Source organism: Ruegeria sp. D1(2025) (assembly GCF_056536425.1).
The window spans coordinates 171,894-192,943 of record NZ_JBQFPO010000005.1 but is presented as its reverse complement, the minus strand read 5'-3'; the positions used below and the strand labels follow the sequence as shown (position 1 = coordinate 192,943).

Sequence of the window (21,050 nt, the reverse complement as noted above, 5' to 3'; positions counted from 1 at the left end):
GTGAACAGAACCGAATTCATCATCGCCACTGCCGTTATCCTGTTTGCAGCTTTCTGCATGGGCTGGTTCGCCAACTGGCTGGCCCATCGTCTGTCCCGCGTCCGCCAAAGCGACGTCGCTGATCTGGACCGTATGAGCCAGGAGTTACATGAAGCCGAAGAAACCCGCGATCAGGCGATTACCTACCTGCAACAACGCGAGGCCGAACTGTCCAACCAGCTGACCCAGACCGAAGCCGAACTAGCCGCCGCGATGGACGGCCTGCGCGCGGCGCGGCAAGAAGCGGAAGAACTGCGCGGGCGGATAAACAACGCCGACTGAACCTTGGCGTCGACTGCACAACCTGAGCTTGCCTCAGGACAACAGTAAACAAGATCGGCGTGTTTTGGCCGGTCTGTTTCTTTCGCCTTCAATATTGGCGACAAATTCAATACTACGAATTGGTGTGTTTTTTTCCTACACACATCACTGTCCACTATCCAGAAAATTGGAGTGTACTATGAATTTCCAAGACACTTTGAAAACCGCCAGAGTGCTTTGCGCATTTTCCGCAACCTCAGCCCTGGCTTCCGGCGATGTCATCCCCTCGGAAAACGATACGTTTTCAAATTGGGGGGAAGAATCCGGATGGACCATATTTGTAGATGATACGCGCGGGTCCTGCCTGATCGAGCGCATGGACGAAAACCAGAACGTCGTTCAAATGGGCCTGACCAAAGACCATGAGATGGGCTATCTGGGGGTTTTCACGAAGAATGACATCGGCCTGAAAGGTAAGAAGGAAAAGATCTTCCTGTCACTGGACGGCAACGTTTATGAGGCCGAAGCGCACAAGAAAACCAAGCACCTGGCCGATGGATATACCGGCGGGTACATCCTGGCGAACAACTCTCAGTTCGTTGACGACGTCATCAACAAAAACGAAATGATCGTGTTCCCGGAAAAGGAATTCGCATTCACCGTCAACCTGGATGGCACAAAGAAAGCCATTGAGGCAGCACGGACCTGCAACGCGGAACAATCCGGCTGATCTGCCCTGACACGCGCCGGCATCCGCCCGACGGGTGCCGGTTCGCGTATTACCAGCGGGTCAACGCGTCTTCGTCTTCATCTTTCGCGGCCACCCACTCCGCCCCGCCCGAGGTGATCTCTTTCTTCCAGAAGGGTGCGCGGGATTTCAGATAGTCCATCAAGTACTCTGCCGCCTCGAATGCATCCTTGCGATGCCGCGCAGCCGTGGCAACCATCATGATCCGGTCCCCCGGGGCCAGCCGCCCGTGGCGGTGGATTACCAGAACATCCCCCAAAGACCAGCGTTCCTGCGCCTCTACGGCGATCCTGGTCAGCGCGCGCTCGGTCATGCCCGGGTAATGCTCGATCTCCATCACATCCAGATCACCTGTGGCCAGATCGCGCACGATACCGGTAAAGGTCACGATGGCGCCGTTGGCTGCATCCCCTGACGCAAAAGCGTTGGCTTCGGCGCCAAGGTCAAACGCTTCTTCCTGAACGGCAATACGCATCGCGTCAGCCGCCGGTCATGGGCGGAAAGAACGCCACTTCACGCACACCGGCCAGCGAGGCGTCAAAGTCCGAAAGTTCCTGATCCAGCGCTACCCGCAATGCGGACAGGTCCGCAAAGGCTGCGGCATAGCGGTCTTCTCGCGCGCTCAGCTCGGCCACAAGTTCGGATACCGTTGCGGCCTCGGTCTCGACCCTTTCTTTCGGCAGGCCGATGCGTTCGCGCACCCATGCGAAATACAGCACATCCATCACTCAGCTCTCCTTCAGATGCGGCATGGCTTTACGTAGGTAGTCGTAGCCCGTGATCAATGTCAGAGTGGCCGCGATCCACAACAACCAAAGCCCGATCCGCCCGGACCAGAACATCCCCTCAAGATGCCAGCGCAGGCCGTTCAAATCCTCGATCTCGCCCATCAGGACCCGATCGAGAGTTTCGGCATCCATGCCAAAGGACCCCATCACAAAATGGTGCTCGAATATCCCTTGCGAAAACAGGATGGCAATCGCCACCATCTGCGCAGTGGTTTTCCATTTGGCCAGCTTCGTGACTTTCAGCGTCCCGGCCACGTCACCCAGATATTCACGCAAGCCCGAGACGAAAACCTCGCGAAACAGGATGACGGTTGCGGGCAGCACCAGCCAGGGCGTCCAGTGCTCGGCGGAATAGCCGACCAGAATCATCAGGGCGATCACCACCATCGCCTTGTCGGCAATCGGGTCCAGCATGGCCCCGATCTTGGTTTCCTGTTTCCACGCACGCGCCAGATATCCATCGAACCAGTCGGTGATGGCGGCCGTCAGAAACAGGATCAAAGCGAACCAGTCCGCCCAGGGGCGGGTGAAATACAGAAACATCACGGCCAGACCGGGTGCTGCCAACAGGCGCAGGACGGTCAGGATATTGGGCAGGTTCCACTTCATGGATCGACACTACATCGCCGGTTCGGGACAGAAAAGACGGCCATGCAAAAAACTGACCCGATCACAGGCGGTTGCGGCTCTGGTGGTCAAAGGGTCGCAAGCCGGGCATCTCAACCAGATACAGCTTGGCGCGCACGCGCTTTGCCGTCAGATTGGCGCGCGGACCGGTTGGGGAACGACAGCAGCATGACACCGCATATTCAAACGGACCCCCGGTCAAATCTGATCGGCAGTTTATGGATGATCTCGGCAATGGCGCTGTTTGCGCTCGAGGACGCGCTGCTAAAAAGCGCCTCGGCCGCGTTGCCGATCTGGCAGGTCCTGATTCTGTTCGGCGCGGGCGGTGCGCTTGTGTTTGGAATTGCCGCCTTGCTGCGTGGCACGCGGCTGTTTCAGCCTGACGTGCTATCGCGCCCGATGAAGGTGCGCGTGGTCTTCGAAATCCTTGGGCGTTTGTTCTACGTGCTGGCCATTGCGCTGACACCGCTGTCTTCGGCCACGGTAATTCTGCAGGCCACGCCCCTTGTCGTGGTCGCCGGAGCGGCCCTGTTCTTTGGTGAAACCGTCGGCTGGCGGCGGTGGAGCGCAATCCTGATCGGGCTGATCGGCGTCGTGATCATCATCCAGCCGACCGGGGACAGTTTCTCGGCCCTTTCCATCCTCGCCGTTCTGGGAATGCTGGGCTTTGCCGGACGCGATCTGGCCAGCCGTGCCGCTCCCGCGTCACTGGGAACCGAAGTGCTGGGGTTCTATGGCTTTCTTTGCATCGTCGTTGCCGGTTTGGCCTATCGGTTCTGGGAAAATGTGCCGATGGCCGCTTTGACCCTGCACACAAGCCTGCACCTGGTTGGTGCCACACTGATGGGCACAATCGCCTATGCATCGCTGATGAAGGCGATGCGCACGGGCGAGGTCTCGGCGGTCACGCCCTTCCGCTATTCCCGGTTGTTGTTCGGTATCGGACTGGGGGTCGTCATGTTTGGCGAGCAATTGGACCGGACCATGTGGACCGGCAGCGCGCTGATCGTTGCCTCGGGGCTGTACATCCTGTGGCGCGGGCGGAAGGTCTAGCCCTTGTCGTGGAAGTAATCGTAAACCTTCTGCGCCAGCCCGGCTGAGATCCCCTCGACCGCCTTCAGATCTGCCAGATTGGCTCGGCTGACGGCCTTGGCACTGCCGAAATGCGCCAGCAACGCCCTTTTGCGCGCGGCACCCACCCCCGGGATTTCGTCCAGAGGTGTCGCGCCCACCGCTTTGGCCCGTTTCGCGCGATGTGTTCCGATGGCAAACCGATGCGCCTCGTCCCTTAGGCGCTGAATGAAATACAGCACCGGGTCGTTGCGTTTCAGCGCAAAGGGGCGCTGACCGATCCGGTGAAATTCTTCTTTGCCGTGATCGCGATCAACGCCTTTGGCGACACCGACCATCGGGATGTCTTCGACACCATGTTCGACCATAATTTCATGCACGGCACTCACCTGACCGGCGCCGCCATCAATCAACAGCAAATCGGGCCAAAGCCCCTTGTCCCGGTCTGGGTCCTCCTTTTGCAGACGGGTGAACCGACGGGTCAGAACCTCTTTCATCATGCCGAAATCGTCACCCGGTGTCAGATCGTCGCCCCGGATGTTGAACTTACGATAGGCGTTTTTCATGAACCCTTCCGGGCCCGCAACAATCATGCCGCCCACAGCGTTGGTGCCCTGAATGTGGCTGTTGTCGTAAACCTCGATCCGGTTCGGCTGACTGTCCAGATCAAACGCCTCGGCCACGCCGCGCAACAGCTTGGCCTGCGTTGCGCTTTCCGACATGCGCCGGCCCAGAGATTCACGGGCGTTGCGCAAGGCGCCAGCCACGAGCTCCTGCTTTTCACCGCGCTGGGGCACAAGAATCTCAACCTTTCGGCCAGCCTTCTCAGACAGTGCCTCCTGCATCAGATCGGCGTTTTCAATCCCGTCTGACAGGATCAATTGCCGGGGCGGTTCCTTGTTGTCGTAGAACTGACCCAGAAAAGCTTCCATGACCTCGGCCGCCGATACTTCGGGCCCCACACGAGGATAGAAATCCTTGTTGCCCCAATTCTGGTTGGCGCGGATGAAAAACACCTGAACGCAGGCCTGCCCGCTGTCCATGTAAAGACCGATGATATCTGCCTCGGCCACCCCGCGCGGATTGATGCCCTGCGAGGTCTGCACCTGCGTCAGCGCCCGGATGCGATCACGCAGACCGGCGGCGCGTTCGAACTCCATCGCCTCGGAGGCGACCATCATCTGTTCGGCCAATTCCTCCTGCACCCGAGTGGACCGCCCGGACAGGAACCGTTCTGCGTCCTTGACGCTTGCGCCATAGTCAGCCTCGGAGATCAGGCCGACGCACGGTCCGGAACAGCGCTTGATCTGATAAAGCAGACAAGGTCGTGTGCGGCTGTCGAACATGGAATCCGAGCAGTTGCGCAGCAGGAACGCCTTTTGCAGCTGGTTCAGGGTCCGGTTCACCGCACCCGCACTGGCAAATGGGCCGAAATAGGCCCCCTTTTCCTTTTTCGCCCCGCGATGTTTCTTGATCTGCGGAAAAGAATGATCCTTTGCGACAAGAATATTCGGAAAGCTTTTGTCATCGCGCAGCAGCACGTTGTATTTCGGCTTGAGCTGCTTGATCAGGTTCTGTTCCAGCAGCAGCGCTTCGGTCTCGGTCCGGGTGGTCAGGAACATCATCGACGACGTCGCAGCAATCATCCGCTCGATCCGCCCCGAATGCCCCGGACGCGCATAGTTCGACACTCGCGCCCTGAGGTTCCGCGCCTTTCCCACATAAAGAACGCGGCTGTCGCTATCCAGCATGCGATAAACACCAGGTGAGCTGTCCAACGTTTTCACGTAACGCTGAATGCAGGCATAGCCGGTGGGCTGCGTGTCTGATGAAGGGTCGTCCTGGGTGGTCATTGGCCTGAGATATGATTCTCTGACCATGGCTGCAATCTTGTCGGCCTCAGATCAAGAGTAAACAAGTCCACGGTTTCTGTGGATAACTGTGCAGATAACTTTTGTATCGCCTCGTTTTTCCCTTGTTTCATTGCCTATTTCCCTGTTTGCCTAATAATTAGGCGATCATATAACCACCTGTTATTTATAGAGATTTTTTCTCACGCGTGACAAGTGTATGAAAAAAAAGACATTTTTGTAACGTGCCGGTAACACAAATGAGAGCGGTGCAAAACTTACAGCAAAATTGCCTATTCCAGGCCCAGCACGTCAGGCGTCCGCCAGCCAAGGTGCTGGCCGCCGTCGACGCAAAGCAACTGCCCGGTTACGGCATGTGCATCCAGAAAATACCCCAGCGCCGCGGTGATATCGGAGGGGTTCGCGCCGCGTTCCAGAACAGTATTGGCGCGTTGCGCTTTGAAGTGCCCTTCGCTTTGCCGATGGCCCTGCATCGTCGGGCCCGGCCCGATCGCATTGACGCGAATCGCGGGCGTCAGCGCCTGCGCCGCGGTGCGTGTCAGCGCCCAAAGACCCATCTTGGCTATGGTGTAGGACATGAATTCCGGCGTCAGCTTGCGCACCCGCATGTCCACCATGTTGATGATCAGTCCGGTGGCAACGGGCTCGCCCGATTCGTCCGTTTCAGGCTCCAGCCCCTGCGCGGCCATTGCCTGCGTCAGCACAAACGGCGCGCGCAGATTGCTGTCGAGATGGCGGTCCCAGCTTTGCCGGGTGGCCGTCCGGATATTGTCGTACTCAAAGACCGAAGCATTGTTGACCAGACAGGTGATCGGCCCGCCCAGCGCCTCGACCGCGCGAGGCAGCAACGCCTGGACCTGGGCTTCGTCCAGCAGGTCGGCCTGTAGTGCAACGGATTTGCGCCCCATCGCCTGAACCTCGGCCACGGTCTCCTCTGCCGGGGCCCGCGAACTGGCGTAGTGAACCGCGACGTCATATCCCCGCCGCGCAAGAAAAAGCGCCATGGCCCGGCCAAGACGAATGCCTGAACCGGTAACTAGAGCTCGGGTCATGGATCACCTTTCTTAGTCAGATCACGCCAGCAGGATGATGACATAAATCACGTAAAGGATGGACAGGACAAAACCCCAGGTCCGTGTGATGTCTTGCTTGAGGAAAACAAACGGGATCAGCAGAAGCGACGCGCCCAGCATGACCCACAGATCGAAGTGCAGGAACTCGGGACCGACGGGAATGGGACCGACCAGCGTCGCGATCCCCACAATCGCCAGCAGATTGAACATGTTCGAACCGATGACGTTCCCCAGCGCCACATCTGCCTGCCGGCGCAGCGCCGCCATGACCGTTGTCGCCAGCTCGGGCAAAGATGTTCCGACCGCCACCAGCGTCAGTCCGATCACGGTTTCACTGACACCGTAATGCCGCGCAATTACTGTTGCGTTCTCGACCAGCAAATGCGCACCCATCGGCAGGCCGACCAGACCCAGAACCAAAAAGATCGACACTTTCCAATAGGGCATTTCGGGATCGGCTTCTTCCAATCCTTCCAGCTCCTCATCGTCGGCGCAAGCTTTGCCACAGGCCTTGCGATGGGCGCGGGCTTCCCGGAACGCGTGCCACAGCATCAGGGCCAACGCAGCCAGCAATATGAGGCCACTGATCACGGTGAACGTGCCGCAGAAGGCCAGCCCAATGAACAGAACCGAGGCCAGCAACATGAAAACATAGTTCTTGCGGCTGTCGCATTCACTGGTGTGAAGCGTGGCAAGCAGCGCGGGAAGGCCCAGCACCAACAGGATATTCGCCGTGTTCGACCCAACCACGTTCCCCAGTGCGATACCGGGCGCGTTTTCCAGTATGGCACTGATGGAGATCAGCAGTTCCGGTGCCGATGTGCCAAAGGCAACAATCGTCAGACTGACAATCAAGGCGGGCACGCCCAGACGCAGACTCAGGTTCACCGCCCCCCGAACCAGCGCGTCACCGGCCAGCAAAAGGATCAGCAATCCGAGGCCGGATAGCAGCCATGCCGTCATGACCGCCCTCCTTTTTCGCAGGCGCAGGGGCCTTTACCGATCCTGAACCGCCCGCAGCGGGGACATCTTGAGGACTGCAGCCGCTTCTGCCCCGGAAAGCGCAGCTTTCCGAACATCGCCAATACACCCATGGCGATCAGAAAAAGAGTGACGGCCTTGATGATCACGTTACAAACCGAAGCGCGCGTAAGCCGCCCGCTCCTCCAGCCCGGCAATGGCATCCTGCGCCACGGCGGCCCCAAAGCGGGACCAGATCGGTTTGCGGACGCCGTAGCGGCGGAATTTCACCTTATCGCCAAACCGCTCCTGGATCTTAGGTTTGAGATGGGCAATACCATCGATCAACCCCAGCTCCTGCGCGCGTTTAGCCAGCCAGATCTCGCCACTGAAAAGGTCCGCCGCATCATCCAGCTTGTCACCGCGTCGAGTGACGACATGGGTGATGAAGTTATCGTGGATATCGCCCAGCAAACCCTGCAGTCGTGCCACATCCTCTTTCTTTTCCGGCGCGAAGGGGTCCAGCATGGATTTCGACTGACCCGCTGTGTGTACGCGCCGTTCGAGCCCCTGGCGTTTCAGGAACACATGCGCACCAAAGCCCGAAGAAATCACGCCAATCGAACCCAGTACGGAACTGTCATCGGCAAAGATCTCATCCGCAGACGCCGCCAGCCAGTAGCCGCCCGAGGCCGCGACATCCTCGACAAAGGCGAAAACAGGGACTTTAAGCTCCTCCGCCAGTCGCCGGATACGTGCGCCGATCAAGGAACTTTGCACCGGGGAACCGCCGGGCGAGTTGATCTCAAGCGCTACGGCAGCAGGCTTGCCCTTGCGAAATGCCTTTTCCAGAATCGGGGCCAACGTGGTGTCGTTCAGCGACCCACGACCGGCCATCCCAATCGCGCCGGACAAACGCACAACGGCCACAAGCGGCTGCTTTTTGACAAACGGAAGGCTGAGTTTCATGGATGCCGATGTAGAGTGCTGCCTGACGGTAAACAAGAGACGGACGCGGCCATAAACGCGACGTGAACCAAATAAACACATCCGATGGGCAAAAATGCAACGCCCTAGCTGCGAATGCGCCAGCCGGTTTTGAAGATCCAGCCGATGATGCCCAGACAAATCCCTGTAAAGGCCAGAATGGCCAGCAGGCTAAACACGATAGGCACATCCGCAAGCCCATAGAAGGACCACCGGAACCCCGAAATCAGATAGACGACCGGATTGAACAGGGTGATTGTCTGCCACACCGGCGGCAGCATCGAGATCGAATAGAACGTGCCGCCCAAAAAGATCAATGGCGTGACCACAAGTTGCGGCACCAGCGACATCTGTTCGAAATTGCTGGCCCAGATACCAATGATGAAGCCCAGCAATGAAAAACTGAGGCAAGTCAGCACCAGAAAGGCCATCATCGCCAACGGGTGTTCAATCCTGAGATCCACAAAGAAGGTAGCGGTAATCAAAATCACCACGCCCACAAACAACGCTTTTGTCGCTGCCGCGCCAACGTAACCGATCACGATTTCGATGAAATTGACCGGGGCCGACAGGAGTTCGTAGATCGTGCCCAGGAATTTCGGGAAATAGATGCCGAAAGATGCGTTCGAGATAGAAAGCATCACCACCGACAGCATAATCAGCCCCGGCACGATGAAGGCGCCATACGATACGCCCTCAACCTCCTGGATGCGGCTGCCGATGGCCGTGCCGAAGACCACGAAATACAAAGAGGTCGACAACACCGGCGACAGAAAACTTTGCGCCAGAGTGCGGAAAAAGCGCTGCATCTCGAACCGATAGATGGCGGCGATGGCAGACCAGTTCATGCGGGTTCTCCCGACACCAGATTGACGAAAATCTCCTCAAGGCTCGACTGCCGGGTCTGCACGTCACGCAACACCAGACCGGCCTGTGCCACATCGTTCAGCAACGTGGTGATACCCGTCCTGTCGGCATGCGTGTCGTAGGTGTAGACCAAGGTGTCCCCGCTTCCGTTCAGAACCAGATTGTGCGCGGCCAGACTGTCCGGGATGGTCGGGATCGGCTCGGTCAGCATGACCTCGATCTGCTTTTTCCCCATCTGCGCCATCAGGGTGTCCTTGTCCTGCACCAGCAACAGCTCACCCTTGTCGATGACACCTACGCGGTCGGCGATGGCCTCGGCCTCTTCGATGTAGTGGGTGGTCAGGATGATGGTGACACCGGCCCGCTTCAACTCGGCCACGATCTCCCACATGTCCTTGCGCAATTCGACATCAACACCGGCGGTGGGTTCATCCAGAAACAGCACGCGTGGCTCATGAGCCAGCGCCTTGGCAATCAGCACCCGCCGCTTCATGCCGCCCGACAGTTCCCGGATGGCGTTTCCGCGCTTTTCCCACAGCGAGAGCTTGCGCAGAATCTCCTCAAGCCGGGCGTTGTCTCGGCCCAGCCCGAACAGACCTCGCGAAAACCGCACCGTGTTCCAGACCTTCTCGAACGGTTCCAGCGCAATCTCCTGCGGCACCAGACCGATCATCCGGCGGGCGGCGCGAAACTCTGTCTGAATATCGTGACCACCCACCGTGACGGACCCGGAACTGGGCGTGGTGATCCCGCAAATCGTTGAAATCAGGGTCGTCTTTCCGGCCCCGTTCGGCCCCAGCAGCGCCAGTATTTCACCCTGCTCGATATCCAGAGAGACGCCTTTCAGCGCCTCAAAGCCATCCGCATACGATTTTCGCAGATCCCTGATGGACAGAATGGTGGTCATGCATATTCCCTGTGGTGGCAACGACCCATCCGTGCCGCGCCGTTACCGAACAGACCATTTACAAACGGATCAGTCCCGGCCCGTCAAGCGCCCCAGCCATCCTTTGCCGCTTTCTCCATCCCCGTCTTTCGCTGTTTCTTCTGCCGGGCCTTCGAAATGCGCCTGCAGGTTTACGAAGAACTGATCTGCCATTTTCTTGGCAAACCCGTCGATCAGACGGCTGCCCAGTTGCGCAAGTTTGCCACCGACACTGGCATCGACGTCATAGCTCAGAACTGTGCCGCCCTCGGCGTTTGGCTGAAATGTAACCGTAGCGCGACCCTTGGCAAAACCTGCCGCGCCGCCCTTTCCCTCACCGGCAATGGTCAGCCGCTCGGCCTCGACCATGTCCGACATTGTGACGACGCCTTTGAACGTCGCCTTTACCGGGCCAACCTTTTGCACAACCGTGGCCTCGTAGCCGTCCTGCGGGTTGCCCGAAACCTCTTGCGCGCCGCTGACACAGGCTTTCAGAACCTCCGGGTCAAGCAACGCGGCATACAACTCTGCCGGCGATGCCTTGATTTCACGGGTATCACTCATCTGCATGGTCGCGGGCCCTTTGTCGTTTCTCTGACGGTTCTCACAGACCTAGCGCTGAATAGTGGTGGCAGGCAAGCACGCCGGATTCGAAACGCGCCCGCCCGGCAACTCCGACCTTGCATTTTTGCGGCCATCCCGAAATTTTGCGCGACAACGGAGGACAGTCATGCTGCTCGGAATACGCGTCATCGAAATCGAAGCGCTGGGACCTGGCCCATTCGCGGCCATGTTGCTGGCGGATCTTGGGGCGGACGTCATTACCATTCACCGCAAGGGCGGCGCTGTGACACCCGGAATGCCGGAACGTTCGCTGCTGGATCGTGGAAAACGCTCTATCGATCTGGACCTCAAAAATCCCGATGACCTTGAAACGGCCAAACGCCTGATCGCCTCGGCCGATGCGCTGATCGAAGGATTTCGCCCAGGTGTCATGGAAAAACTGGGGCTCGGTCCGCAGATCTGCCACGCACGGAACCCCAGACTGGTTTACGGCCGCATGACCGGATGGGGTCAGGACAGCCCGCTGTCGGGCGACGCTGGCCACGATCTGAACTATATCGCCCTGTCGGGCGCACTCTGGTACGCCTCTGCTCCGGATCACCCGCCGCAAACACCGGCAACGCTGGTCGGCGATATTGGCGGCGGGGCGATGTATCTGGTCGCCGGCGTTCTGGCCGGACTGATCAATGCGCAACGAACCGGACGGGGCACCGTTGTCGATGCGGCGATCTACGACGGATCCGCCCATATGATGAACCTGCTGATGAGCCTGCGCCAGACCGGCAACCTGTCGGACACCCGCGGTCAAAGCCTGCTGGACGGTCCGCACTGGAGCCGCACTTATCGCTGCGCCGATGATGGCTTTGTCTCGGTTCAATGCCTCGAACCGAAATTCTACGCCATTTTCCTGAGCGTTCTGAATCTGTCCGGGGATCCGGCTTTCAAGGAACAATTCAAGCCTCAGCTCTGGCCCGACCAGACGCGGCGGCTGAGTGCCATATTTGCCGACAAGCCCCGCGATCACTGGGCAGACCTGTTCAATGGCACCGACGCCTGCGTTGCCCCGGTCCTCAGCCCGCAAGAGGCACAGAACCACGAGATGAACCTCGCCCGCCAAACCTGGCAGGAGGTTGACGGAACCCTACAGGCTGCTGCGGCGCCGCGGTTTTCAGACGGCAATTGGCAACCTGGCACCAGCCCTGCCCGCGGTGAGCACACTGGGGAAATCCTGGCCGAGCTCGATAACCTGCGCTGATCCGCCCCTTTATCTGGCCGAAAATATCCCCGGGGGATGAATTGGCCGAAGGCCAAGAAGGGGGCTGGCCCCCTTGCCCGTCGTTACCGACCGCGCACCGTATCGATCATCAGTTGCACGTTGTCCGGGTTTGCGTCCGGCGTGATCCCGTGCCCAAGATTGAAAATGTGCGGCCCGTTCGAGAAGGCCTCGACAATCCGCCGCGTCTCATCGACCAGCGCCTGCCCACCTGTCACCATATGCGACGACGCCAGATTTCCCTGAACGCATCCATCGGCCTGCACATGTTCTGCTGCCCACTCGGGCGACACGGAATTATCCAACGCGACACAATCCACACCGGTGGCCTTGGCAAAACCGACATAGCCGTCCCCTGCCTCACGCGGAAAACCGATGACGGGGATGCCCGGGTGACGCTCCTTGATCGCCTGCGTGATAACCCGGCAGGGTTCAAGGGCGTATTTGCGGAACGCTTCACCCTTCAGCGACCCGGCCCAGCTATCGAAAATCTTGACCACCTCGGCCCCAGCATCGATCTGGGCGGAGAGGTATTCGATAGTGGCCAGAGTGATCCGGTCCAGCAGTGCTTCGAACAAGGCTGTGTCACCTTCACGCAGCGCATGGGCCGGGCCCTGATCCGGCGTACCACGCCCGGCAATCATGTAAGTTGCCACGGTCCAGGGCGCGCCAGCAAATCCGATCAGCGTGGTTTCGGAGGGCAGTTCCCGCGCCAGGATCCGCACCGTTTCGTAGACCGGAGACAAGGTTTCGTGGATGTCCTCTACCGGCTTCAGAGCGTCAAAATCGGACTGCCGTGTGATGGTCGACAGGCGCGGCCCTTCACCCGTGACGAACCACAGGTCGGCACCCAGCGCCTGTGGCACCAGCAGGATATCGGCAAACAGAATGGCTGCGTCGAACCCGTAGCGGCGGATCGGCTGCAATGTAACCTCGGCGGCCAGTTCGGGGTTGTAGCACAAGGACAGGAAATCCCCTGCCTGTGCCCGTGTCGCGCGATACTCCGGCAGATACCGCCCCGCCTGCCGCATCATCCAGATCGGCGGCACGTCCTGCACCTCGCCCGCCAGCGCCCGCAGCAGTTTCTTTGTCTCGGCCATATTTGTCCCCAATCGTCCGGTTTGCCGCAACGGGTCTGCCTTCGGCGGCAATTTGTCAAGCTCTGCCCCCATTGTCAGGGCAATGTGACGCGACTAAAGCTGTGCGCATGACATTGACTCTGCCGACCCCCGCATCGCCGCTGAAGATTGGAACCCGTGGCTCGCCACTGGCGCTGGCGCAGGCCTACGAAACCCGTCAAAGACTGCGCGATGCGTTTGATCTGCCCGAAGAGGCGTTCGAGATCGTGGTCATCAAGACCACCGGCGACAATCGCGCCATGATCGACGCGGACCGCCCGCTGAAGGAGATCGGCAACAAGGGCCTGTTCACCAAGGAAATCGAAGAGGCGATGCTGCGCAGCGATATCGACATCGCCGTGCATTCGACCAAGGACATGCCGGTCGAACAGCCCTCGGGACTGGTACTGGACACGTTCCTGCCGCGCGAGGATGTTCGCGACGCTTTCATCTCGCCGGACCTGAGTTCCATCCATGACCTGCCCGATGGCGCCGTGGTCGGCACGTCGTCGCTGCGCCGCAAGGCGCAATTGCTGAACCGGCGGCCTGACCTGAAGGTTGTCGAGTTCCGGGGCAACGTTCAGACCCGGCTGAAAAAGCTGGGCGACGGGGTGGCGGACTGCACCTTTCTGGCCATGGCCGGACTGCGCCGACTGCAGATGGACGACGTCCCCGCCACGGCCATTGCACCCGAGGACATGCTGCCCGCCATCGCGCAGGGCACCATCAGCATTGAACGCCGGGCGTCCGACACCCGTTCGGCTGAAATGCTCGAAGCCATTCACCATGCCGAGACCGGACAGCGCATGTCGGCGGAACGCACGCTGCTGGCGGCGCTTGACGGTTCCTGCGAGACACCGATCGCCGGCCTATCCGAAATTCTGAATGGGCAACTTCGGCTGCGCGGAGAAGTCCTGCGCCCAGACGGGTCAGAATCAATCGCCGAGGATGTGACCGGAGATGTTGCAGACGGCGCGGAAATGGGTCGCCAGATGGCAGCGAGATTGCTGCAACAGGCCGGACCGGGCTTCTTCGACTGGAAAAAATGAAAAAAGTTTTAACAATGTGAACTGCTTCACTGTGAGCCTCGAAGTTTATCGGCATTACAGTGACATACCGATCAGCAAGGCGGGTCAGTTTCGAAAGTATCGAAAGATTTTCTGGTTGCTGGTGTTTTAAGTGGTTTTCGAGGGGGCGAAACCGATCCCCGAACTCTGATCGGTAAGGGCCGCTGTCATAGCCTGACAGCGGCCCATATTGTTTTGCGATCCTCACCAGCTAATACGATCAGAAAAAGTCAGCCCAACGACTGGCAGTCTGACAGAGTGAACGACTTCGAAATCGCGCCGGGCAACCTGCGGTATTCGGTGAAGCCCATTGCACCATAGTAGGACAACCCCCCGACATTGGTTTCCCCAATGGTGGCATCTATCGCAGGCAAGCCGACTTCCTGCGCAGCCCGCAAAGTGGATCTGAACAAGGCCCGTCCGATTCCCTGCCGGGCCGATGACGGGTTGATATGCGTGCCAATAATGCCCCACCCCTCAGCGACCTTGTACGGATTGCCTGCAATTGCAAGCTTCAAAGACTGGAACCCCAATACTGTTCCCCCGAGGTCGATGGCGACCGAACACCGGATCTGCTGAGGGTGGCAAAGATAATGCGACAGTACAAAGGCCGCATCCGATGGCTTGCTGCGTTGTCCGGCAAGAACAAGGGCCTTCAGAACGGCGGCCAACCCCTCGGCATCGTCCGCAACGGCGGGGCGAATGGAGTGACCGCTCAATTTATGCCTGCAAGTTTTCCGTCATACACCGTGTGCATGCCGCTCTTCCAATTCACGGGCAAATTCGCTCAGGCGAATCTGAAACTGTCGGCGGAACCGCGATTGTCCCAGCTTCAGGGACTGAAGCAACAGGCGGGCCGGTAGCGACTTCGCAGCAAGCGACATTTCGACACTCAGCCGGGTTTTGCGTTGGGACAGGGCAAGAAAGTCAACCGATGTCACCCCTTTCATACCTTTGCTGGACATCTCAAAGCACATGCGGGACGGGGTATCGCAATCGGTCATCTGTATTTCGACCCGACGCGGTTTTCCCCGCAGATTGAAATCCGTCAGCCAAGTGGCACCAGTTGTTATCGGGGCCTGTTCGTTCAGTCGCCGTACTTCGACACCCCGGCGCATGGCCATCCGCTCGAACCGCTCAAAATCCGCGACCATGTCGAAAACCGCGTCAATCGGGGCCTCAATATCTTCGCGCGCTGAAAACTGCATGTCCGCCCTCGGTGCCTTTGCCTTCGTTCAGTGTCTCGTCAGTCCAGAGTGTCTGCAAGCCAGTTTTGCAGCAAGAAATGCGCAATGGCGCCTTTTCGGGCCGGCAACAAGACCGGATGCTCTCCGGAAAAAGCGCGCATCATTTCCGATTTGCTGACCCACATCGCGTCTTCGATCTCGACCGGATCAATCCTGAGTTCGCGGGACAGGGCCTCACCCGCGCAGCCGAACATCAACGAGGCCGGAAACGGCCACGGCTGGCTGGCCAGATAGTGAACGGCACCAACCGGCACGCCTGCCTCTTCCATTACTTCGCGCCGCACGGCGGCTTCCAGCGTTTCACCCGGTTCGACAAATCCCGCAAGCAGCGAGTACATGCCTTCGGGCCAACCCGGAGACCGGCCCATCAGGACCGAGTTTCCATGGGTAATCAGCATGATCACCACAGGGTCGGTGCGCGGAAAATGCTGCCCGCCACAGGTGGGGCAGCTGCGCTGCCACCCCGCCTGTGCAATTTCACTGGCAGCCCCGCAACGCGCACAGAACCGGTGCGTTTCATGCCAGCCAATAACGGCCTTGGCCGCTGCCGCAAGCTCGGCATCGCGGGCGCTCAGCCGCGTCATGATCCGGCGCAATTCGGCAAACACGTACCCGTCCGGCAGGTCCGGATGCTGCTGCTCGGACCGGTCTACAAAAGCACCGATATCCGACAAATCCTGCCCATCCGCCGACCAGTCCGATATATCCGCCGCAAAAATCGGTGCATCGTCTTCACGAAGGCCCAGAAATACCGGGCCTTCCACAACCCCTCCGGGACCTTCGCGCACCAGACTATGTGCCATCGCAACCAATCCAAGCCGGTCCAGACCTTCGCCCTGCACCAATATCTTGCCACGCCAGACCAGCAGGCATTCGGCGCGTGAATCAGTTTTCATCTGTTCCAGCCTGTCCGAATCTCCCCGGAGATGCGCTGCGCGATCCAGGCCCGAGCCGCCAAATGTCACTGACTCCGCGTTTTTCATTTAATATCCTCAGTGTGTTGCGCACAGGGCTGCCACGACTGCCGAGTTGTTGCAATGCCAATTCATGAACACCGGGACGTGGCAATGCCGCTGAATGGTCCCACCGGCGCCAAGTTATTTGCACTTACTCATTCTTTTAGTGAACATGGCTTAGATTGAATTGCCCAAAGTAGAAAATTGCACCCGACCACTGTTTCGTCTCAGCGCCAACATACTTCAGCCGGTCGCATTCGGATTTTGGCCACGACCGATCTGCACATGAATCTGACAGGGTTCGACTATCACGCGGATGAACCGGATCCGGCGCGGGGCTTCACCCGAACGGCCAGTCTGATCCGCGCTGCCAGAGAAGAAGCGCAGAAAGACGGAGCACTGGTATTCCTGTTCGACAACGGAGATGCCCTTCAGGGAACGCCGTTTGGCGATTGGGCGGCAGAGCAGACTGATGACAACCACGTGTTGATGCAGGCCTTCCGGGAACTTGGCTATGACGCAATCGGACTGGGCAACCATGATTTCGACTTTGGCCTGCCGACGCTGAATCGTATTCTGGACGGCGCACCGTGCCCGGTGATTTGCAGCAATGCCCGGCAATTGACCACCGGGGCCAAATGGAATGACCGCGCAATACTAGAACGCTCTCTTCTGGTTGACGGCGTCGAAACCCCGTTTCGTCTGGGTCTTTTGTCGATCCTGCCGCCGCAGACAGAGCAATGGAATGCGCACCGGGTACAGGATGTGGTCGTGTTCGAAGATATTCTGGAGGCCGCGCAAAAGACGGTCGAGGCCCTGCGCACGGACGGCAGCGATGTGATTGTCGCGCTGGCGCATTCGGGCCTTGGACCTTCGGAACCCGCGCGCGGATTGGAGAACGCCGTCATACCGTTGGCCGCGATCGACGGGATCGACGCCATTGTTGCAGGCCATACGCATCTCACACTTCCCGGCAAGGATCACGAAGGGCTGGATCACACGGACGCAACCCGGGGGCATGTACATGGCAAACCGGTTGTCATGCCTGGCGTCGCCGGGACGCATCTTGGCATCATCGACCTGCATGTGCAGAAAACCTCTGCCGGGCCATGGACGGTTGTCGGGCAGCAGGTCAAGCTGCCGCCTGTTCTCTCCCGGCACGGGAACGAAGCGGTTTCCGAAGACCCCGGAATGCAGCATCTGTTCAGTTACGGCCACGAAGAAACCCGTGCACTGGCCTCAAGACCCGTGGGCCACACCAGTCAAAGCCTGCACAGCTATTTCAGCTTTTGCGCACCGGATCGGGGCCTCGCTCTGGTCGCCAGCGCCCAGGCCGCAGCGCTGCGTCGTTACTTGGACGAAGACCTACGGGGGCTTCCACTGTTGTCCGCTGTTTCTCCCTGCAAGTTCGGAGGCCGCGCGGGACCGCGCTCCTACACGGATGTACCGCCCGGAAAGGTGCGTTTGCGTAATGTTTCGGATCTTCATTCTTTTCCGAATGAACTGCGCGCCGTGCTTGTAACCGGCGACATGGTCCGTGACTGGCTTGAAATGTCGGCGGGCATTTTCAATCAGGTGGATGCAGGAGCTGTCCGCACTCTGACCGATGAAACACGGGCCGGGCATAACTTCGATGTGCTGTTCGGCCTGACCTATCGGATCGATCTTTCCCAGCCGGCGCGTTTTGATTCTCACGGAATGCTGGTCAATCCCGCTGCAAACCGTGTCCGCGAGATTTTCTGCGGTGGAATCCCAATTGAACCCACCCAGAAATTCGTTGTGGCCCTGAACAGTTACCGGGCCAGCGGCGGCGGACACTTCCCAGTTGCGCATCAGGCCCGGCAGATCGATCTGCCGACCTTACCCATCAGGGACGTCCTGCGCGACTATCTTTCGGGGGGACTACCGGACGACCCGCTTGAATCTGCGCCCTTCCCCTTCAGCCTTGTCCGGCTTCCCGGGCACGCTTCGATTCTAAAAACCGGGCCGGGAGCAAGGGCGCATCTTTCCGAACTGGACGCATACGATCCGCATGTGCTGGGGCATGACCCGGAAGGCTTTCTGCGGATCAGACTGTCACTCTGACGGGTTGTCTTCCTGGCGCAACTTCCCTATATCGACGATTGAGAGGTTGGCGCGGGCGAGCGCCTCGCCAACCTGGTCAGGTCCGGAAGGAAGCAGCCACAACGAGCCCCGCTTGGGTCGATGTCCAACCTCTCACTTCATCCCGCAATCGTCACATCTTTCCGGTCGGAACGGACTTGCTGCTCCGCAGACTCGATCAGCCTCGGCCAGACCGCTTTGTTTTTGCGCGCAAAAACACCAATGTGGCCAATGGATTTCAGCCCGAAATCCTTTGGTTCAAGCACATGACGGTTGGCGTCCGGGCCGTATAGCTCGGCCAGCCTCCAGACCGCATTTTCAGGCACCATCTGGTCGTCCGAAATCGCAAACAGGTCAACCGGACCACCGGCCCGCGGCCAGGTCGCTGCGGGCAGGCTTTGGCCAATTTCAGGCAGATAGCTGTTCGGCGAGGTGCACCATTTTCGCCATTGCCAGTAGACCTTTGACGGCAGGTCCGAACCAAACCCAATGGCCTTGCCGGGCAGATACCCCAGCACATGAACTGCAAAAGGCGCATGCCCGTACCAGAAGATTCCGGCCAGCCCCCTGTAGGGCCAGGGATGATCCGACAACGTAACCAGGCCTGAACACACACAAATCATCCGGTCGATCTGATCCACATCCGATTGCAATGGCTCAAGCATACCCCCCAGCGAATGACCAATGGTCCACTGCCGCGCACTTGGGAATCGCCGTCGCATCTCGGCCCGGGCCGCGGGAATATCGATCAGCGCCCAATCGGACATGGTGACACGCGAATCCTTCAGACGCCCCGATAACGATTTTCCGAAATCGCGGTAATCATAGGTCAGACAGGCAATGCCCTGCTCTTCCGCCAGCCACCGGGCAAAATGCTGATAATAGTCCTGGGGAACGCCGGTCGCGCTGTTCAGAACAACTACGATATCAGGCGCTGCAACAGGCAGGTACAGGCGACCCGACAGCATAGCCGTCCCGGAGGGAAATCGTATGTCTTCGGTCAAGACCTGTTCCTGTATGTCCAACATATCATGCTCCGCTCTCAACTGAACAGTTCAGTTCACCTATCTGTCAGGCCAGTCGCCCGCTCAAGTCAACCCGGTGCAAACATGACCAAACGTCCGCTTTCCCGACCACGCATCGGACCAAATGCCTCGGCCCGCGCAATGCGCTTGACTCGGGGACCCGGCAACCGCTAGCGATGAGGAGATGGTTTCCGCGCCCTTTAACGGGCCGGGATGAAAAGGGAACACGGTGCGGTTCTGTCTGGCATTGCCGGAAGGAACCAAGGCCGAGACTGCCCCCGCAACTGTAAGCGGTGAGCAATGCCGAAACACCACTGGCCGAAAGGCTGGGAAGGTCGGCAAAGCGATGACCCGCAAGTCAGGAGACCTGCCATCGATACTGAAACCGAAACTCGGGCGGGGTGTCCGGGCAGGTCCTGATGGCATAGCCCCGTCACACCTGATCCTTGCCCCGCGCCGCGCGCGGAGGGCGCATTATGATCTGGAAGACAAGGACACACGAATTTTCTGCCACTGTGTGCCAGCGCACCGGCAAACCCTGTCCGGCACTGGCGCAAATGGCGCGGGCTCTGACGCGCGCCGTGGCAAGCGCCGGCCCGGCCGCAACCCCGCAATTCGCCATTGAAGGCAGCAGCGAGCTTGCCCATTGCCCCGAAGGGTGCATGGCCCGGTTCCACGCGCGGCCAGACAAAATCCGGGTGTTTTGCGGAACGAATGAGGAAACTCCGGGCGACAGGTTGGAGGATTATGCAGACATGATGTTCTGCGCAGAGTTCCGTGCGCTGCCGTCCGCAATTCTGTCGGACCCGCCCTGCGCCATGCTTGAAGCTTCGGCCCTGGCAGGTCGCCAAGTGGCGGCCCAGGCCGGACATTTGTCGGCCTAAGCTACGGGTCCGCGCTGGCCGGAATCAATTGCGTGGCCCATGCCAGTTGTGCATCTGTTTCAACCGCACAGGGCCGCACCGCCCTCAACCGTTTCAGGGCTGCACCCGGTTGCTCGCCGCATTCGACCATCAGGCGCAACACCACCATTCCGGACCGGCCACAGCCGCCCCGGCAATGCACCAGAATGCGCCCGCCCCCTGACAGGGCATGGCGGACGGCCGCGCTTACATCGGGCCAGCGCGCGGTCACGGCGTCGGGGGGTGCACCGAAATCTTCGACCGGCAGATGGACCCAGCGGCAGGCGCGCGCCTGAATGTCGGTTCCGAAGTCACGCGCGCCGTCCTGCAGCATCTCGACTTCGGTCGTCATTGAAATGACAAGACCTGGTTTCCAGTCGGAAATCGCATTCAGGTCCTGGGCATAATTACCCCCACGTCCCGGCATTGATGTCAGGGCCAGAGTACCTCCTCCGACCTGCAGCGCATGAATAATCATCTGAGACATGCAACGCGCCCTCCTTAATCGTTACGCACAAGAATCCGGTCAAAAATGCTTTCACCTTCATTTTTACGCGCATCCCGAAGCATTCCCAAAT

The 21,050-nt window shown here is 59.3% G+C and carries 24 protein-coding genes, 1 other RNA gene and 1 riboswitch; of the genes, 9 read left to right on the top strand and 16 right to left on the bottom strand.

Annotated features, from left to right (window positions below):
- Together ACR1XU_RS14065 and ACR1XU_RS14060 are read left to right on the top strand one after the other, a co-directional pair.
- On the top strand, positions 1-321 hold the full coding sequence (locus ACR1XU_RS14065; RefSeq protein ID WP_170614320.1) for a hypothetical protein: 321 nt from the start codon (positions 1-3) through the stop codon (positions 319-321).
- A gap of 178 nt (positions 322-499) precedes the next feature.
- Positions 500-1,030 (top strand): hypothetical protein, encoded by a 531-nt coding sequence (locus ACR1XU_RS14060; RefSeq protein WP_480904598.1) that lies wholly within the window; start codon positions 500-502, stop codon positions 1,028-1,030.
- Between the two features lie 49 nt (positions 1,031-1,079).
- Here ACR1XU_RS14060 and ACR1XU_RS14055 read toward each other — a convergent pair whose 3' ends face one another.
- The 3 genes from ACR1XU_RS14055 to pgsA are packed head-to-tail and all read right to left on the bottom strand — an operon-like array spanning position 1,080 to position 2,445.
- A complete protein-coding gene (locus ACR1XU_RS14055; protein WP_480904595.1) occupies positions 1,080-1,523 on the bottom strand; it encodes a molybdenum cofactor biosynthesis protein MoaE in 444 nt (147 codons plus the stop codon).
- A 4-nt stretch (positions 1,524-1,527) separates the two neighbouring features.
- Positions 1,528-1,773: a molybdopterin converting factor subunit 1 gene (gene moaD, locus ACR1XU_RS14050; protein WP_480904836.1), complete on the bottom strand. Its 246-nt coding sequence runs from the start codon at positions 1,771-1,773 to the stop codon at positions 1,528-1,530.
- Between the two features lie 3 nt (positions 1,774-1,776).
- Positions 1,777-2,445 carry a CDP-diacylglycerol--glycerol-3-phosphate 3-phosphatidyltransferase gene (gene pgsA, locus ACR1XU_RS14045; protein ID WP_170614317.1) on the bottom strand — a complete coding sequence of 223 codons (669 nt, stop codon included), beginning with the start codon at positions 2,443-2,445 and terminating at the stop codon, positions 1,777-1,779.
- On the opposite strand from pgsA, the gene ACR1XU_RS14040 reads away from it, so the two are divergent.
- Both ACR1XU_RS14040 and ACR1XU_RS14035 read left to right on the top strand, forming a co-directional pair.
- Positions 2,444-2,635, top strand: a complete 192-nt coding sequence (locus ACR1XU_RS14040) for a hypothetical protein (protein ID WP_480904592.1) — start codon at positions 2,444-2,446, stop codon at positions 2,633-2,635. The genes pgsA and ACR1XU_RS14040 overlap by 2 nt on opposite strands.
- The gene (locus tag ACR1XU_RS14035) at positions 2,632-3,516 is read left to right on the top strand and encodes a DMT family transporter (RefSeq protein ID WP_170807355.1); all 885 of its coding nucleotides are present in this window, start codon (positions 2,632-2,634) and stop codon (positions 3,514-3,516) included. Before ACR1XU_RS14040 ends, ACR1XU_RS14035 begins: the two co-directional genes overlap by 4 nt.
- Here the strand turns inward: ACR1XU_RS14035 and uvrC are convergent.
- The 7 genes from uvrC to ACR1XU_RS14000 form a co-directional block, all read right to left on the bottom strand.
- The gene (uvrC, locus tag ACR1XU_RS14030; RefSeq protein WP_480904833.1) at positions 3,513-5,387 is read right to left on the bottom strand and encodes an excinuclease ABC subunit UvrC; all 1,875 of its coding nucleotides are present in this window, start codon (positions 5,385-5,387) and stop codon (positions 3,513-3,515) included. The genes ACR1XU_RS14035 and uvrC overlap by 4 nt on opposite strands.
- A gap of 290 nt (positions 5,388-5,677) precedes the next feature.
- Entirely contained in the window at positions 5,678-6,457 is a 780-nt protein-coding gene (locus ACR1XU_RS14025) for an SDR family oxidoreductase (protein WP_480904589.1), read from the bottom strand.
- 21 nt (positions 6,458-6,478) lie between these two features.
- A complete protein-coding gene (locus ACR1XU_RS14020; protein WP_480904586.1) occupies positions 6,479-7,441 on the bottom strand; it encodes a calcium/sodium antiporter in 963 nt (320 codons plus the stop codon).
- A gap of 168 nt (positions 7,442-7,609) precedes the next feature.
- On the bottom strand, positions 7,610-8,407 hold the full coding sequence (locus tag ACR1XU_RS14015) for a S49 family peptidase (RefSeq protein ID WP_480904583.1): 798 nt from the start codon (positions 8,405-8,407) through the stop codon (positions 7,610-7,612).
- Positions 8,408-8,511: 104 nt separating this feature from the next.
- Complete coding sequence (locus ACR1XU_RS14010) at positions 8,512-9,273, bottom strand: ABC transporter permease (protein WP_170614311.1); 762 nt, start codon at positions 9,271-9,273, stop codon at positions 8,512-8,514.
- Positions 9,270-10,199, bottom strand: coding sequence for an ABC transporter ATP-binding protein (locus tag ACR1XU_RS14005; RefSeq protein ID WP_480904580.1), 930 nt, complete (start codon positions 10,197-10,199; stop codon positions 9,270-9,272). Before ACR1XU_RS14005 ends, ACR1XU_RS14010 begins: the two co-directional genes overlap by 4 nt.
- Positions 10,200-10,268: 69 nt before the next feature.
- Positions 10,269-10,787 carry an SRPBCC family protein gene (locus ACR1XU_RS14000; RefSeq protein WP_480904577.1) on the bottom strand — a complete coding sequence of 173 codons (519 nt, stop codon included), beginning with the start codon at positions 10,785-10,787 and terminating at the stop codon, positions 10,269-10,271.
- A gap of 160 nt (positions 10,788-10,947) precedes the next feature.
- Between ACR1XU_RS14000 and ACR1XU_RS13995 the strand changes: the two genes are divergently transcribed.
- Positions 10,948-12,036: a CaiB/BaiF CoA transferase family protein gene (locus tag ACR1XU_RS13995; RefSeq protein WP_480904574.1), complete on the top strand. Its 1,089-nt coding sequence runs from the start codon at positions 10,948-10,950 to the stop codon at positions 12,034-12,036.
- An 83-nt stretch (positions 12,037-12,119) separates the two neighbouring features.
- Here the strand turns inward: ACR1XU_RS13995 and hemE are convergent, their stop codons facing one another.
- Complete coding sequence (hemE, locus tag ACR1XU_RS13990; RefSeq protein ID WP_480904571.1) at positions 12,120-13,154, bottom strand: uroporphyrinogen decarboxylase; 1,035 nt, start codon at positions 13,152-13,154, stop codon at positions 12,120-12,122.
- Between the two features lie 107 nt (positions 13,155-13,261).
- Here hemE and hemC point away from each other — a divergent pair, with 107 nt between their 5' ends.
- On the top strand, positions 13,262-14,221 hold the full coding sequence (gene hemC, locus ACR1XU_RS13985) for a hydroxymethylbilane synthase (protein ID WP_480904568.1): 960 nt from the start codon (positions 13,262-13,264) through the stop codon (positions 14,219-14,221).
- A gap of 248 nt (positions 14,222-14,469) precedes the next feature.
- Here hemC and ACR1XU_RS13980 read toward each other — a convergent pair whose 3' ends face one another.
- From ACR1XU_RS13980 to nudC, 3 genes are read right to left on the bottom strand one after another with little or no spacing between them, the layout of a single operon-like run.
- Entirely contained in the window at positions 14,470-14,958 is a 489-nt protein-coding gene (locus ACR1XU_RS13980; protein WP_480904565.1) for an N-acetyltransferase family protein, read from the bottom strand.
- A 21-nt stretch (positions 14,959-14,979) separates the two neighbouring features.
- Positions 14,980-15,447 carry an SRPBCC family protein gene (locus tag ACR1XU_RS13975; RefSeq protein WP_170679533.1) on the bottom strand — a complete coding sequence of 156 codons (468 nt, stop codon included), beginning with the start codon at positions 15,445-15,447 and terminating at the stop codon, positions 14,980-14,982.
- 38 nt (positions 15,448-15,485) lie between these two features.
- Positions 15,486-16,469, bottom strand: coding sequence for an NAD(+) diphosphatase (nudC, locus tag ACR1XU_RS13970; protein WP_480904562.1), 984 nt, complete (start codon positions 16,467-16,469; stop codon positions 15,486-15,488).
- Positions 16,470-16,646: 177 nt separating this feature from the next.
- Between nudC and ACR1XU_RS13965 the strand changes: the two genes are divergently transcribed.
- Together ACR1XU_RS13965 and ffs are read left to right on the top strand one after the other, a co-directional pair.
- Positions 16,647-18,527 (top strand): bifunctional 2',3'-cyclic-nucleotide 2'-phosphodiesterase/3'-nucleotidase, encoded by a 1,881-nt coding sequence (locus ACR1XU_RS13965; RefSeq protein WP_480904559.1) that lies wholly within the window; start codon positions 16,647-16,649, stop codon positions 18,525-18,527.
- Positions 18,528-18,566: 39 nt separating this feature from the next.
- Positions 18,567-18,665, top strand: an RNA gene (gene ffs, locus ACR1XU_RS13960) — signal recognition particle sRNA small type.
- Here ffs and ACR1XU_RS13955 read toward each other — a convergent pair.
- Entirely contained in the window at positions 18,665-19,573 is a 909-nt protein-coding gene (locus ACR1XU_RS13955; RefSeq protein ID WP_480904556.1) for an alpha/beta hydrolase family protein, read from the bottom strand. The two genes, ffs and ACR1XU_RS13955, sit on opposite strands and share 1 nt — an antisense overlap.
- Before the next feature lie 165 nt (positions 19,574-19,738).
- A riboswitch (cobalamin riboswitch) is annotated at positions 19,739-19,959 on the top strand.
- Positions 19,960-20,046: 87 nt separating this feature from the next.
- On the opposite strand from ACR1XU_RS13955, the gene ACR1XU_RS13950 reads away from it, so the two are divergent.
- On the top strand, positions 20,047-20,454 hold the full coding sequence (locus ACR1XU_RS13950) for a hypothetical protein (protein ID WP_170679526.1): 408 nt from the start codon (positions 20,047-20,049) through the stop codon (positions 20,452-20,454).
- Position 20,455: 1 nt separating this feature from the next.
- Here ACR1XU_RS13950 and ACR1XU_RS13945 read toward each other — a convergent pair whose 3' ends face one another.
- Complete coding sequence (locus ACR1XU_RS13945) at positions 20,456-20,959, bottom strand: phosphatase domain-containing protein (RefSeq protein ID WP_170679524.1); 504 nt, start codon at positions 20,957-20,959, stop codon at positions 20,456-20,458.
- Between the last annotated feature and the right edge of the window lie 91 nt (positions 20,960-21,050).

What these genes read in the sequence shown, in the direction of transcription:
- ACR1XU_RS13955 (WP_480904556.1), bottom strand. Translation starts at nt 19,573, where the DNA reads ATGTTGGACATACAGGAACAGGTCTTGACCGAAGACATACGATTTCCC.
- moaD (WP_480904836.1), bottom strand. Translation starts at nt 1,773, where the DNA reads ATGGATGTGCTGTATTTCGCATGGGTGCGCGAACGCATCGGCCTGCCG.
- ACR1XU_RS13945 (WP_170679524.1), bottom strand. Translation starts at nt 20,959, where the DNA reads ATGTCTCAGATGATTATTCATGCGCTGCAGGTCGGAGGAGGTACTCTG.
- ACR1XU_RS13950 (WP_170679526.1), top strand. Translation starts at nt 20,047, where the DNA reads ATGATCTGGAAGACAAGGACACACGAATTTTCTGCCACTGTGTGCCAG.
- ACR1XU_RS14060 (WP_480904598.1), top strand. Translation starts at nt 500, where the DNA reads ATGAATTTCCAAGACACTTTGAAAACCGCCAGAGTGCTTTGCGCATTT.
- ACR1XU_RS14040 (WP_480904592.1), top strand. Translation starts at nt 2,444, where the DNA reads ATGGATCGACACTACATCGCCGGTTCGGGACAGAAAAGACGGCCATGC.
- ACR1XU_RS14005 (WP_480904580.1), bottom strand. Translation starts at nt 10,199, where the DNA reads ATGACCACCATTCTGTCCATCAGGGATCTGCGAAAATCGTATGCGGAT.
- pgsA (WP_170614317.1), bottom strand. Translation starts at nt 2,445, where the DNA reads ATGAAGTGGAACCTGCCCAATATCCTGACCGTCCTGCGCCTGTTGGCA.
- ACR1XU_RS13995 (WP_480904574.1), top strand. Translation starts at nt 10,948, where the DNA reads ATGCTGCTCGGAATACGCGTCATCGAAATCGAAGCGCTGGGACCTGGC.
- ACR1XU_RS14015 (WP_480904583.1), bottom strand. Translation starts at nt 8,407, where the DNA reads ATGAAACTCAGCCTTCCGTTTGTCAAAAAGCAGCCGCTTGTGGCCGTT.
- hemE (WP_480904571.1), bottom strand. Translation starts at nt 13,154, where the DNA reads ATGGCCGAGACAAAGAAACTGCTGCGGGCGCTGGCGGGCGAGGTGCAG.
- ACR1XU_RS14025 (WP_480904589.1), bottom strand. Translation starts at nt 6,457, where the DNA reads ATGACCCGAGCTCTAGTTACCGGTTCAGGCATTCGTCTTGGCCGGGCC.
- ACR1XU_RS14020 (WP_480904586.1), bottom strand. Translation starts at nt 7,441, where the DNA reads ATGACGGCATGGCTGCTATCCGGCCTCGGATTGCTGATCCTTTTGCTG.
- uvrC (WP_480904833.1), bottom strand. Translation starts at nt 5,387, where the DNA reads ATGACCACCCAGGACGACCCTTCATCAGACACGCAGCCCACCGGCTAT.
- ACR1XU_RS13975 (WP_170679533.1), bottom strand. Translation starts at nt 15,447, where the DNA reads ATGCAGTTTTCAGCGCGCGAAGATATTGAGGCCCCGATTGACGCGGTT.
- ACR1XU_RS14055 (WP_480904595.1), bottom strand. Translation starts at nt 1,523, where the DNA reads ATGCGTATTGCCGTTCAGGAAGAAGCGTTTGACCTTGGCGCCGAAGCC.
- ACR1XU_RS14010 (WP_170614311.1), bottom strand. Translation starts at nt 9,273, where the DNA reads ATGAACTGGTCTGCCATCGCCGCCATCTATCGGTTCGAGATGCAGCGC.
- hemC (WP_480904568.1), top strand. Translation starts at nt 13,262, where the DNA reads ATGACATTGACTCTGCCGACCCCCGCATCGCCGCTGAAGATTGGAACC.
- ACR1XU_RS14035 (WP_170807355.1), top strand. Translation starts at nt 2,632, where the DNA reads ATGACACCGCATATTCAAACGGACCCCCGGTCAAATCTGATCGGCAGT.
- nudC (WP_480904562.1), bottom strand. Translation starts at nt 16,469, where the DNA reads ATGAAAAACGCGGAGTCAGTGACATTTGGCGGCTCGGGCCTGGATCGC.
- ACR1XU_RS14000 (WP_480904577.1), bottom strand. Translation starts at nt 10,787, where the DNA reads ATGCAGATGAGTGATACCCGTGAAATCAAGGCATCGCCGGCAGAGTTG.